The 12504-nt window shown below is 70.3% G+C and carries 12 protein-coding genes; 6 read left to right on the top strand and 6 right to left on the bottom strand.

Going from position 1 to position 12504, the window contains the following annotated elements; all coding sequences use genetic code 11:
- The first annotated feature begins 291 nt into the window (after positions 1-291).
- The gene (locus tag ACIQFX_RS30930) at positions 292-549 is read left to right on the top strand and encodes a hypothetical protein (protein WP_402470111.1); all 258 of its coding nucleotides are present in this window, start codon (positions 292-294) and stop codon (positions 547-549) included.
- A gap of 242 nt (positions 550-791) precedes the next feature.
- Complete coding sequence (locus tag ACIQFX_RS30925) at positions 792-1274, top strand: hypothetical protein (protein ID WP_402470109.1); 483 nt, start codon at positions 792-794, stop codon at positions 1272-1274.
- An 82-nt stretch (positions 1275-1356) separates the two neighbouring features.
- On the opposite strand, the gene ACIQFX_RS30920 is transcribed toward ACIQFX_RS30925, so the two are convergent.
- Positions 1357-2259, bottom strand: a complete 903-nt coding sequence (locus ACIQFX_RS30920; protein ID WP_402470108.1) for a LysR family transcriptional regulator — start codon at positions 2257-2259, stop codon at positions 1357-1359.
- A gap of 138 nt (positions 2260-2397) precedes the next feature.
- Here ACIQFX_RS30920 and mgrA point away from each other — a divergent pair, with 138 nt between their 5' ends.
- The gene (gene mgrA / locus ACIQFX_RS30915; protein ID WP_402470106.1) at positions 2398-3390 is read left to right on the top strand and encodes an L-glyceraldehyde 3-phosphate reductase; all 993 of its coding nucleotides are present in this window, start codon (positions 2398-2400) and stop codon (positions 3388-3390) included.
- Positions 3391-3553: 163 nt separating this feature from the next.
- Here the strand turns inward: mgrA and ACIQFX_RS30910 are convergent, their stop codons facing one another.
- Positions 3554-4066, bottom strand: coding sequence for a GNAT family N-acetyltransferase (locus tag ACIQFX_RS30910; protein ID WP_402470105.1), 513 nt, complete (start codon positions 4064-4066; stop codon positions 3554-3556).
- A gap of 216 nt (positions 4067-4282) precedes the next feature.
- Here ACIQFX_RS30910 and ACIQFX_RS30905 point away from each other — a divergent pair, with 216 nt between their 5' ends.
- Both ACIQFX_RS30905 and ACIQFX_RS30900 read left to right on the top strand, forming a co-directional pair.
- A complete protein-coding gene (locus tag ACIQFX_RS30905; RefSeq protein ID WP_402470104.1) occupies positions 4283-4645 on the top strand; it encodes a DUF1304 domain-containing protein in 363 nt (120 codons plus the stop codon).
- 5 nt (positions 4646-4650) lie between these two features.
- Positions 4651-5208 carry a TetR/AcrR family transcriptional regulator gene (locus ACIQFX_RS30900; protein WP_402470324.1) on the top strand — a complete coding sequence of 186 codons (558 nt, stop codon included), beginning with the start codon at positions 4651-4653 and terminating at the stop codon, positions 5206-5208.
- A 140-nt stretch (positions 5209-5348) separates the two neighbouring features.
- Here ACIQFX_RS30900 and ACIQFX_RS30895 read toward each other — a convergent pair whose 3' ends face one another.
- Together ACIQFX_RS30895 and ACIQFX_RS30890 are read right to left on the bottom strand one after the other, a co-directional pair.
- Entirely contained in the window at positions 5349-5831 is a 483-nt protein-coding gene (locus tag ACIQFX_RS30895; RefSeq protein WP_402470103.1) for a DedA family protein, read from the bottom strand.
- 373 nt (positions 5832-6204) lie between these two features.
- Positions 6205-7842: a TerD family protein gene (locus ACIQFX_RS30890; RefSeq protein WP_402470101.1), complete on the bottom strand. Its 1638-nt coding sequence runs from the start codon at positions 7840-7842 to the stop codon at positions 6205-6207.
- A 275-nt stretch (positions 7843-8117) separates the two neighbouring features.
- On the opposite strand from ACIQFX_RS30890, the gene ACIQFX_RS30885 reads away from it, so the two are divergent.
- Positions 8118-9809, top strand: a complete 1692-nt coding sequence (locus tag ACIQFX_RS30885) for a right-handed parallel beta-helix repeat-containing protein (RefSeq protein ID WP_402470099.1) — start codon at positions 8118-8120, stop codon at positions 9807-9809.
- Between the two features lie 178 nt (positions 9810-9987).
- Here ACIQFX_RS30885 and ACIQFX_RS30880 read toward each other — a convergent pair whose 3' ends face one another.
- The gene (locus ACIQFX_RS30880) at positions 9988-11400 is read right to left on the bottom strand and encodes a UDP-glucose dehydrogenase family protein (protein ID WP_402470097.1); all 1413 of its coding nucleotides are present in this window, start codon (positions 11398-11400) and stop codon (positions 9988-9990) included.
- 69 nt (positions 11401-11469) lie between these two features.
- On the bottom strand, positions 11470-12492 hold the full coding sequence (galE, locus tag ACIQFX_RS30875; protein ID WP_402470095.1) for a UDP-glucose 4-epimerase GalE: 1023 nt from the start codon (positions 12490-12492) through the stop codon (positions 11470-11472).
- Positions 12493-12504: the final 12 nt, after the last annotated feature.

The raw sequence follows: 12504 nt of genomic DNA, 5'->3' as shown, positions 1-12504 counted from the left end.
AGCCAGCGTTCAACGGTCTCCGCGAACACCGACATCACGACTTCAAGTTCAGTACAAGAAGCTTGCGAAACGTGTCACGTGAGACAGCCTCCGGCAGAGCGTTCTGTCCCGGCGAAGGCGTTGGGTAAGCCAATCCCGGATGATGGCTGGGTGTTGGTCGAGGTGGAGGCAGTGCAGTCGGCCCGGTCGGCGCCCATGTTCGTTCGAGTGCACTCGGCAGTGGGCACGGCTGTGGTGCTCTGGCAGGGGGCGCCCCCTGTGATGGGGCGAGACCGGCACGTCGAGTGGACCGTGGACGAGGACATCGTCTGGACGGAGAACGCCTGGCCAAGCACTGATGGAACGTCTGGACTGCGGGAAGACGGTGACCGCATCGTCTTTCAGGGGCGGCTGAGTCTCGACGGGGACGGAGGGGCAGTCCTGGACGTGGGTGGCTCGGTGATCCTGTTCGATCTTGCCGACCCGCCCCTGCCGGATGGTGTCAGTGGGTCGTGGGTCGAGGTCCGCGTGGCACCGGACAACGTCGCGGTCTGGCCCTATGAGGTCTGACCGCCGTTGAGCGGTCAGGTGTCGTGCCGGTTCGGGTCGGCTCGCGGCCGATTCGGTGGTCGATCAAGTCGACCGTCGCCGGCCTGGTCATGGATTCTGCGCGGTGCGGGTTGGTTTCGTAGGCGTGAGCGAGGTGTAGGTGATGCATCCGCCGGCCGAAGCGATTCTCTTGCCCGCGGACGCTCCTGAAGACGTGGTTACTTGGCGGTTCCTGGGGTCACGGGCTGTGCGGGGATACTGCTGTGGTGCTGTTGACATGGATCGCCGAGGTGGCGGACGAGCCCCTCGTGCTGGAGCCGGCCGATCGTCGGACGGAGTGGGAGACCAACACCTGGTGGCTGAGTGCGGAGGACGAGGACAGGGGGTCGTTGTCTGTCTCCCTGGTGGTGGCCGCCTTCGAGCGGACTGCCTCAGCCATCCAGGTCCGCATCCGCGAGCTGGGTTTTTCCGGGGTGGCGACGTTCTACGTGTGGCATGACGAGCAGGCCGGTCGGCTTCGGTGCTCGACGGGGTCGGTTCCGGCGGATGCGTTGCCGTTCGGCGGCGCCTACGTGCTCTGCGACGACCTCGGGGCAGTCGTTGCGGGGTTCCTGGCCGGGGAGCCTGGCGTCACGGCTTGGTCGGACCTGGAAGTCGTGCAGAACCACGGGGAGCAGACCGTAGCGGAGCCCGGGGTGGTGCCCGTCCGGGTCTGGGCGAGCAGTGTGGGGGCAGATTCACGCTGACCGGTTCTCGGTTCTGGGCGGGGTTGGCATCGGCTTGGGCTCGTACGTCCTGCGTGCTCCTGAACCGTTCATCGTGTGGCCGTCACCGCGGGCCTGGCTCCAGCAGTTTCATCAGCGCGCGGGCTGCCGGGCTGGTGGCCTGTGGTGGGGGGAGGAGGGCCACGGTCTCGTACACCGCGTCTCCGGTGTCGGCGAGAGGGATGGAATGCAGGGAGTCCCGCTTGTGACGGAAGTGCCGAGGTACGGCGGCGATGCCGAGGTCCTCCTCGACCAGGTCAAGGAGGCTGTGGACGTCGTTGACCTCCAGGCTCACGGTTCGCGGTACGTCGGCGGAGGCGAAGGTCGCGTCGGTGGCGCGGCGGGGTCCCCAGCCGGGGTGGAAGTCGACGAAGAACTCGTCGGCGAGGTCGTGAAGGGCGAGGACCGGCCCGGCCGAGGCGAGGGGGTGGTCGGGGTGGCACAGGAGGGTCATCGGTTCGGCTGCCAGGGGCACCGAGCGCAGATGGTCGGAGTCGGAGTCGGAGTCGGAGCCGGCGCGGGTGCGGTAGGCGAAGGCCAGGTCGAGGCGGCCGGCGGCCACGTCGTCGGCCAGTACGAGCCCGCCCTCCTGGCGGAGGCGTATCTCCACCTCGGGGTGCCGGCGCCTGAACGCGGCCAGCAGCCCCGCCACGTGGACTCCGGCGACGCACTGCTCGGCCCCGAGGGAGAGCGTGCCGCGCACCACGCCCTGCACGGCGGCCACCGCCTCGTGTGCGGCGCGTACCTGTGCCAGGATGCGCTCCGCCTCGACCAGCAGCGCGCGTCCGGCCTCCGTCAGCGTCACGCGGCGGGTGCTGCGTACGAACAGCGGCGCACGCAGGTCCCGCTCCAGGGTTCGGATCGATGCCGAGAGGCCTGACTGGGAGACCATCAGTCGCTCGGCGGCCCGTGTGAAGTGACGGTCCTCGGCGACGGCGACGAAGTGCTGGAGATGGCGCAGTTCCATGACTCAGAAGCCTAAGCGCTGAATCCCATCGGATTCTCCTGTTGGATTCATGCCCAGAGGTCGGGGAGATTGGTCACGCCACGACAAACCCGCCGCGCACCGATCGCCGTGCGCCGGTTCCCACGCCATGGAGTCGCGTTGTACACCGCACATTCCGCCCGTTATGACGACATGCCCTACCGGCACTCCGGGCGCAGCGGCCTGAAGCTCCCCGCCCTCTCCCTGGGGCTGTGGCACAACTTCGGCCCGGACCGCCCCGCCCAGACCCAGCGCGCCATCCTGCGCCGCGCCTTCGACCTCGGGATCACCCACTTCGACCTGGCGAACAACTACGGCCCGCCGCCCGGCTCGGCCGAGTCCGCCCTCGGGGACTTCCTGCGGACGGATTTCGCGCCCTACCGCGACGAGCTGGTCGTCTCCACCAAGGCCGGATACCTGATGTGGCCCGGGCCGTACGGCGAGTGGGGCTCCCGAAAGTCGTTGCTGTCGTCGCTCGATCAGAGCCTCGGCCGACTCGGCCTCGACTACGTCGACGTCTTCTACTCGCACCGCTTCGACCCGGACACGCCCCTGGAGGAGACCATGGGCGCCCTGCACTCCGCGGTCCAGCAGGGCAAGGCGCTCTACGTCGGCGTCTCCAACTACTCGGCCGAACAGACCCGTGAGGCCGCCCGCATCCTCGGCGAGCTCGGCACGCCCCTCACCATCCACCAGCCCCGCTACTCCATGCTCGACCGACGCCCGGAGGACGAGGGCCTGCTCGACGCCCTCGACGACCTGCGGGTCGGTTCCATCGCCTACTCCCCGCTCGAACAGGGCCTGCTCACCGGCCGCTACCTGGACGGCATCCCCGAGGACTCCCGCGCCGCGAGCGACAGCCCCTTCCTGAACCGCGACGCCGTCACCGAAGACCTGGTGACCCGATTGCGCGCCCTGAACGACATCGCCGCTTCCCGTGGCCAGACCCTGGCCCAGCTCGCCCTCGCCTGGGTACTGCGCGGCGGCCGCGTCACCTCCGCCCTGGTGGGAGCCAGCAGCGCACGCCAGATCGAGGACAGCGTGACGGCCCTGCGCAACCTCGACTTCGACGCCGAGGAGCTGACCCTCATCGACACGCTGGCCCGGCCGTGAGCTGCGAGAGCTGTACTGCGGTGTGAGGAGACGGTACGACGCTGCTGGGCGCGTCATCGTTGGTACGACGCCGATGGGCGCGCCACCGTCAGGCACGGCATCGTCGGGCACCCCCCGGCGGGCGTAACCCCGCCGGGCCCGGCGGCCGCCACCCCGAACCCGGTCAGCGCACCAGCTCCGCCGCCACCAGATCCATCAGCAACCCGTCGTGCCAGGTGCCGTCCGCGCCGCGCTCGTACTGGCGCATCACGCCGACCGGTCGGAAGCCGGCCTTCTCGTAGCAGCGGATGGCGGCCGTGTTGTCGGCGGCCGGGTCGATGACCAGCCGGTGGTACCCGTGGTCGTCGACGAGGTGCCGGGCCAGAGTGCGGACGGCGTCGGTGCCGAGCCCGTGGCCGTGCACCGACGGATCGAGGAAGAGGTCGATCCCGGCGTGGCGGTACCCGGGGTCTTCCTCGGAGTACCACTGGATCAGGCCGACGATCCTGTCGCGGTACCAGACAGTCAGGCAGTGGGTGGAGGGATCCTCCAGGTCCGACACGACCTCCCCGGCCAGGTCGTCCTCGCCGAGCCACCGCGCCCGGACCTCGGGTGTGGCCCGGATGGCGGCGAGGGCGGGAGCGTCCGCGAGGACGGAAGGGCGCAGGAGGACAGAAGCACCGGACAAGTCGCTCATGATGCCCAGCCTGCCTCAGGACGCGGCCGACCGTGCCGATTATCCGGCACTCCTGTGCGTACCGATCGTGCGTACCGATCGTGCGTATCGATCTGCGTGCAGATCAGGCGTGCAGATCAGGCGTGCAGATCAGCTCGGACGTCGACCCGATAAAGATCATGGACAGATGTCCAGGTATCATGGACACCTGTCCATGATCTGTGAGGGAAGGTGCCCATGAACGTGACTGCGAATGTGCTGGTCGCGCTGATAGCCGCGCTGCACGCGTACATCCTGGTTCTGGAGATGTTCCTGTGGGAGAAGAAGCCGGGTCGTGAGCTTTCCGGCTTTGATGCGGACATGGCCCGTGCCACCGCCCCGCTCGCCGCGAACCAAGGCCTGTACAACGGGTTCCTGGCCGCCGGATTGGTCTGGGGGCTGATCGTGGGGGACCCCACGGGTTTCCAGGTCCAGGTCTTCTTCCTCTCCTGCGTGATCATCGCCGGGCTGTACGGCGGATTCACCGCCAACCGGCGCATCTTCGTCGTCCAGGCGCTGCCCGGCGCTCTGGCGCTGGCCGCGGTCCTGCTCGCCCGGTGAGCGAGGTGCAGCCGGACCCTCGTACGGCACGGACCCGGGCCAAGCTGCGCCAGGCGCTGCTGGAGGAGTGCGCCCACCGCCCGCTGGGGGAGGTCAGCGTTGCCGCGCTCGTACGCCGGGCCGGAGTCGGCCGTGCGACCTTCTACCTCCACTACGCGGACCTGGAGGCGCTCGCCGTCGACGCCTGCGCCGATATCGTCCGCGACGGCGTGGACGCCCTCCACGCGTGGCGCGGTTCGCCCGACCCGTCGACTCCGCCACCTCCCCTGCCGGCCTTCTTCGAACGCCTGGCGATGCACGGCGGGCTCTACAGGGAGTTGCTGCGCCCGGGCGGCGGCGGCCCGCTCGGGCAGGTACTGCACCAGGACCTACGCGCCCGCAGTCGCACGGAGCGCGCCCTGGCCGGCGCACCGGAGCCCGACCTGGTCGCCTCCGCCGTGGCCGCGGCCTTCGCCGGGGTCCTCGCCGACTGGCTGCACGGCCTCATCGAGGCGACACCCACCGAGGTCGCGCAACGGGTCTGGCGCCTGCTCGTCAACCTGCACCGCACCCCGCTGCCCTGACGACGCCCCGTTCGACCGGGGGCTGAGGCTCTGCCTGCACGGCGCCCCGCAGCACCCGGTTTGCTTTCGTCGGGCAGCCCCCAGCTTTCGTCAGCCAGGCCTACGACCCCGTGACCAGGCCTACGACCCCGCGACCAGGCCTACGACTCCTCGGGCACGCTGTCGGCCGAGGGCAGGGCCGCCCTTCTCCTGCCGTGCACGACCACCCCGCACGCTGCGGCGAGGAGGACGGCCACGGCGGACACCCCGAGGGCCGCGTGTTCGTCGAAGAGCCTGCCCGCCAGTTCTAGTACGCCCAGCCCTGCGGTCGCGTAGATCAGTGCCCAGCACGCACCGCCCACGAACAAGGCGGGAAGGTAGCGGGGCAACGGCATGCGCATGCTGCCCGCGAGGAAGTTGGCGGCGGTCTGGAATCCGACGGTCAGGAACGACACGGCCACTACCGGCGCACCCCAACGCTGGATCGCCCGCTCGGCGCGTTGGAACCTCGCGGAGGAGATCCGTCCGGCGAACCTGCTGCGCCGGGCGCCGGCACCGGCCAGCCACCCAACGGCGAACGTCCCTCCGGCGCGGAGCAGGACGATGACATAGAGGGCTCCAGCAGTGAGCGCGATCTTATCCACGACGCCTCATCCCCGGCACCGGGCCGCAACCCGCGTCGTCCGTCATCCCGCGCGAAGGCCCCGCCCCAGAAGTGGCACGACGCGCACAAGCCTGGTCACCGTCTCTCACCTACGCCCCCGCCTCTGCCAGTCCCGCCCTCTGGGCTCCCGCCCACGGCGCTGGAACCCGAACCCGCACGCCCGGGTCCGAACGATAAGTAAGGTCACCCTAACAAACGAGAATGTGGTGGAGGGCGGCACATGGTGCCTGCCGAGGCTCGACAGGCCACGCGGTGCCTGTCGAAGCTCGACAGGCGCGGTCAAGGCCGCGGCTCTGGGGGAGGGGCAGACGTAGGTGTCATGCCCCCCGCACCCTGACATGACGGTGCCGGATCTAGGACCTGCCGAAGCGGCGCCAGAATCCGGAGCGCTTCTCCTGTGGCGGGACGGTCCGTGTGGGGCCGACCTCCAGCGACCAGTCACCCGTTCCCTGGACGACCGCGATGAGCAAGGGCCCCTCCGGCAGCGCGCGCGAGTCCTTCGGACTCCGGTCGTACTTGTTCGCAAGAACATCCGGGTATGGGGCAGGGGCATTGGGGCGGCGGGGCTTGTGTCCCTCGACGCGCAGGGGTCCGGTTGCCTTCGTCGGATGAAGACGGGAGGCCAGCTCGCCCGCGGGCCCGGTGTGAAGCAGCACTTCGGTGCCGCGGCCGGTGGCGGCCTCGCCGAGCTTGCGCGCCGTGCTCACGGGCCGGATCACGATCGTCCATGCGTCGAGGTCGTCGCAGTCGACGCGGAAGCGCAGCGGGTACAGGTTGTCGCACCACATCACCCGCTGCTCGAAACGGTGGGTCGTGTCCGTGTCCCCGAGGTCGACGGCCTCCCTGCCGTCCCAGTCGACGGAGTCCAGGTCGAAGTGGCCCTTGCCGGTCCGGGCGAACTCGACCAGGACGTAGCCGGGCGGTGGAGTGGTGTCCATGGTGAACTTGGCGCCGCCCCGCCCGCTGTACACGATGTCGTCGAACTCCCCGCCGAGGATCCCGGCGGCGGCGACCTCCTCGGGGGGCCGGGTCGGCGAGGGGGTCACCGGAATCGCTCCCGGCTGCCGGGAGGGGGCCTGGGGCGAGGGCTGAGGGTCGGACAGGGCGCCGGACTGGGCCTGGGCGGAAGCATGCGACGAAGCGGAAGCATGCGACGAAGCGGAAGCATGCGACGAAGTGGAGGCGTGCGAGCCGAGACCGTGCGCCTCTGCCCCGCTCTTCGTCAGTCCTGAGCCCCCGCCGTGAGCCTGGCCTCGGCCCTGCGCCGCACCCGAACCCTGCCCCCGCTCCGAATCAGCACCCGACCCAGAGGACTTGCCGACGACCCCGCGGGGAATCTCCACCGGTACTGGCACCGGCACCGGCACGCCGTTCGGGCCCGCGGACTTGCCCACAGTCCCGTGCGGAAGCTCCATCGGCACCGGCCCGCCAGGCACCGGCCCGCCAGACACCAGCCCGCCCGCAGTCGGTGCCGGAACCGGGATGCCGAGGTCTTCCGCCAGCGCCTTGAGACCCCTGTCGTGGCCTTCGCCCACCGCGCGGAACTTCCAGCCGTGATCGCGCCGGTAGTACTCGCCGAGGACGAGCGCCGTCTCGGTGGTGGTGTCATCGATCTCGTACAGGGCGAGTTGCTCGCCGGTCGTGGCGTCCAGCGTCCGCGCCGACAGGCGAGGCACCTGCCCGAGCGTGCCGTTCTGGACGACGGCGATGACCATGATGCGCCGGACGTCCGGTCCGATGCGTTCGGTGTCGAGGTCGACCCGTTCCTCGACCCGCTCCTCGCCCCACTCCTCGACCCGGCCCTCGACCCGTTCGTCCACCGTGTCGACCCGCTGGAGGACCAGGTGCCCGACGGCCTCGCCGGTGGCATCCAGGAGCAGCGCGGAGGCGGTCACCTCCGGTACTCCGTCGCCGGCCGCTTGCCGGGCGACCTCGATTCGCCACGCCTGCCCGGGGATGGGCAGGTTCTCCCCCTTGATGATCTGCGTCACCGCGTCATGCTGGCACGCGGCCCCGGGCAGGTCCACGGTCGGGTGCGCAGGTTCCCGTCGTGCCGCGCTGTACCCGCCACCGCGTTCCGGGCAACTGCGTTCCGGAGGCGACACCGACGACCTTGCCCGCGCCGTGCATCGTTCGTCGGCGTTTCGCGTGTACCTTTTCTAACTTACTGTGGCCAAATATGCGTGTTTGCCGTGACAGCACCGATACGACCCAAGGGGTGGCAGTGAGAGCGGTGAAGCGGAGTCGGACGTCGAAGAGTGCCGCGGTGGTTTCGGCAGCAGTGGTTCTGCTGCTGACGGGGTGCGACGTGCCGGGTGTCTACCGTCCCGCCCGGCCTGCCACCGGAGGGCCGTTCACCTTCTACGTGAGCCCGGACGGCGACGACGAGAACGACGGGATGTCGCCCGAGAAGCCCTGGCGGACCCTCGACCACGCGAACAGTGTGCGGTTCCAGCCCGGTGACCGGCTCCGGATCCGGGGTGGTGCACGGTTCCGCGGGAGCCTCACCCTGGAGAAGGGCGAGGCCGGCAGTGCGGCCGAGCCCGTGGTGATCGAGTCGTACGGGACCGGCCGCGCCACCATCGCCCCGCGGGGCACCTCGGCGATCACGGTGCGGAACACCGGGGGAGTCGAGATCCGGAACCTTTCGCTGGTCGGCGACCGCAAGTCCCTGCGGGAGGGGGTCGGGGTCGCCTTCCGCAACAGCCTTCCCGGCGCCAAGCGGCTCGGCCACGTGAGGATCGCGAACGTGGAGGCCAGGGGCTTCCAGAACGGCATCAGCGTGGGCGCTGACGGGGACGCCGCGGCGGGTTTCAGCGACGTGCGGATCACCGACGTATCGGTGCATCACAACCTCGAAGCCGGACTCGCCTTCTACGGGCCCGTGTTCGACGCCGAGCGACCGAGCTATGCGCACGACAAGCTCAGGATCGAGCGGGTGAAGGCGTACGCCAACGCCGGCGACCCCGAGAGCGACGACCGGAACACCGGCAGCGGCATCACGCTCGGCAGCGTCCGGGACGCGAAGGTCATGCGCTCGGTCGCCCACGACAACGGTGCGAATTCCGCGGCGGACGCCGACGAGGGACCCGAGGGAGTCTGGGTGTACGACTCCACCCGCGTCGTCCTGGAGCACAACACGTCCTACCGGAACCGCACCGGGTCCCACGTCGACGGCGGCGGCTTCGGCCTCGACAACAACGTCTCGAACTCGGTCATGCAGTACAACCTCGCGCACAGCAACGACGGCTCCGGCTTCCTCGTCTACTCCGGGCAGCCGACCGGCGCCCACAAGAACAACATCGTCCGCTTCAACATGAGCTGGGACGACGCGCGGAAACTGCCCGAGTACGGCGGGATCGTCGCCTACGGCACCCGGCTGAGCAACCTGGACATCTACCACAACACGGTGGTGATGCGGTCCGAGAACCTGGCCTCCGCGGAGGCCGCCGGCAGCCGGCCGCCGGCGCTCCGGCTGCGTGACGGCATGCGCGGCGTACGCGTCCACAACAACATCTTCGCCACCGACGGCGGCCCCCTGGTCGAGGCCGACTCCGCCTACGACACCTCCCGGATCCAGCTCCAGGGCAACGACTACTACAGCACCGGCCGTTGGGCCCTGGACTGGGGCAACCGGCGCTACACCACGCTGACCGGCTGGCGTACCGCCTCCCGCCAGGAAATCCTCGACGGGGAGCGAACCGGCTCCAACAACGACCCCTGTCTGCAGGGCCTGGTCGCACCGGTTTCCGACGGGGCCGGCGCCGTGAACCTGGTGCCGCACTGCGAGGGCGCGGTATCGCTCGGCCTGGGGACACAGGCCTTCGGAGTCGACCCCGGGCCCGTCGACTACTTCGGCAACCGACTCGGGACGACGCCGATGGTGGGGGCCGCCCAGCCCCGCGAAGAGGTGGCAGGAGAGGCCGCGGGTGCTCCTGCGGCCCAGGAAGGGGACTGACGGGTCTCCGACGGCGAACGGAATCCGGCCGGGTCCGATGACCCGGCCGGATTCTCGTGTCTGAGGCCAGTTCTCTGAGGCCAGTTCTCTAGGGCCAGTTCTCTGAGGCCAGTTGTCCGAGCTCGGTTCTCTGAAGTCAGTTCTCTGAGGTCAGTGGGGGTGACAGCCCCGTCCGGGCCTACGCCAGGGCTGTGGTGCGGTCGGATCCGGTGGCCGGGGAGGCGATCGTGGCCCGCAGCGGGTCGCGCGGAAGGCCGGTGTCCGTGCGGCTCGTCGGAGCGGGGCGGCCCAGGGCTTTGACCGTCCAGCCGGCGGCCCGCCACTCCTCGTGGGAGAGTGCGTTGCGCCCGTCGATGAGGAGTGGATCGCGTACGACGCGGGCCAGTTTGACCGGGTCCACCTCGCGGTACTGGCTCCACTCGGTGAGGTGCAGGACGAGCTCGGCCCCCCGGCAGGCGGTCAGCAGGTCTGCGCTGCAGCGCAGTTCGGGGTGGGCGAGCTGCGCGTTGGCCGTGCCCTCCGGGTCGTGGACGCGTACGTCGGCGCCCTCGCGGTGCAGTGCGGAAGCGACGGCCAGCGCCGACGAGTCGCGTACGTCGTCGCTGTCCGGCTTGAACGTGGCGCCCAGCACGGTCACCCGACGGTTCGTCAGGTCGCCGCCGACCAGTTGACGGGCGAGCGCGACGGTCCGGGTCCGCTGCCGTTTGTTGATCGCGTCGACCTGTTCGAGGAAGGCCACCGCCGCGCCGACACCGAGTTCCTCGGCCCGGGCGGTGAACGCCCGGATGTCCTTGGGCAGGCAGCCGCCGCCGAAGCCGACTCCGGCGTTCAGGAACCGTCGGCCGATCCTGGTGTCGTGGCCGAGGGCGTCGGCGAGGGTGGCGACGTCGGCGCCCGCCGCGTCGCAGACCTCGGCCATCGCGTTGATGAACGAGATCTTCGTGGCGAGGAAGGAGTTCGCCGCGACCTTCACCAGCTCGGCCGTGTTCGGGTCGGTGCTGATGTAGGGCACGCCCGCCGCGAGCATCGGCGCGTACACCCGGCGCAGGGTGTCGTCGGCCTCGCGGCTGGTGGCGCCGACCACGAGCCGGTCCGGCCGCAGGGTGTCCTCGACGGCGAAGCCTTCGCGCAGGAACTCCGGGTTCCACACCACCTCGGCGCGTACCCCTGCCGGCGCGAGGCCCGCGATACGGGCGGTCAGTCGGGCCGTCGTGCCCACCGGGACCGTGGACTTGCCGACGACCAGGCAGGACGCGGGCAGGTGCGGAACGAGCCCGTCGACGACTGCGTCCACGTACCGCAGGTCCGCCGCCTGCGAGCCGGCCCGCTGCGGGGTGCCGACGCAGATGAAATGGACCTCGCCGTGCGCCGCGGCCTCGCGCAGGCTGGTGGTGAAGCGCAGGCGCCCGGAGGCGAGGGCGCGGGTCAGGACGTCGTCGAGACCCGGCTCGTAGAACGGGGGCCTGCCTTCGGCGAGGGAACTGATCTTCTCGGTGTCGACGTCGACACCGAGGACGTCATGACCGATGTCGGCCATGCACGCGGCGTGCACGGCTCCCAGGTAGCCCGTGCCGATGACGGTCAACCGCATGTGGGGTTCTCCTGTCTGAGGGGAAGCGTGTGAGGGGAAGCGTGGGAGGGGAGGGCGGCACGGCAGGCGTCAGGGGGCGTAGCCGTACGGGTTCTGCTGCTGGAAGTTCCAGGAGTCTCGGCACATCGCGGCCAGATCGCGCCGCGCCGTCCAGCCCCAGGCCGCGGCGACCTTGGCCGGGTCGGCCACCAGCTCCGCGACGTCGCCTGGCCGGCGAGGCGCGACGCGGTGCGGGACCGGCCGACCGGACGCCTCTTCGAAGGCCCGCACGAGCTCCAGGACGGACGAGCCGCGCCCGGTGCCGAGGTTGAAGACCTGCAGGCCGGGCTTGTCGTCGAGGTGGTCGAGGGCGGCCACGTGCCCCTCGGCGACGTCCACGACGTGGATGTAGTCGCGCACCCCCGTGCCGTCCCGCGTCGGGTAGTCGTCGCCGAAGACGCTGAGCTCCTCGCGGCGGCCCACCGCGATCTGGGTGAGGAACGGCATGATGTTGTCGGGCACGCCGCTCGGGTCCTCGCCGAGCAGCCCGCTGGGGTGCGCGCCCGCCGGGTTGAAGTACCGCAGCGCCAGCACCCGGAGTTCCGGCACGTGCCGGCACAGGTCCGCGAGGATCCGCTCGCAGGTCCACTTGGTGGTGGCGTACGGGTTGGTGGGCGCGGCCGGGGAGTCCTCGGCGAGCGGGACGACCGTCGCGTCGCCGTAGATCGAGCAGGACGACGAGAACACCAGCCGGTGCACGCCGTGGTCGTGCATCGCGGACACGAGCGCCGTCGTACCGCCGACGTTGATGTCGTAGTACGTGAGCGGGATCCGCACCGATTCGCCGACGGCCTTCTTCGCGGCGAAGTGGATGACCGCGTCGACCGGGTGGCTCGTGAACACGGCGTCCAGCGCCCGCCGGTCGCGGACGTCCGCGGTGTGCACGGCGGCGATCGGGCGGCCCGCGATCTTCGCGACGCGTTCCAGCGCCTCCGGGGAGCTGTTCGAGTGGTCGTCGAGGACGACCACCTCGTGACCGGACCGGAGGAGTTCGACACAGGTGTGGCTGCCGATGAAGCCGGCGCCACCGGTGACCAGGACGGTCTTGGGCACGGGAGACCTCGT

It is taken from the genome of Streptomyces sp. NPDC093089 (assembly GCF_044754405.1).
In the GTDB taxonomy this organism is placed as follows: Bacteria; Actinomycetota; Actinomycetes; order Streptomycetales; family Streptomycetaceae; genus Streptomyces.
Note: the sequence above shows the minus strand (reverse complement) of the source record. Positions and strands in the feature narration are given on the sequence as shown.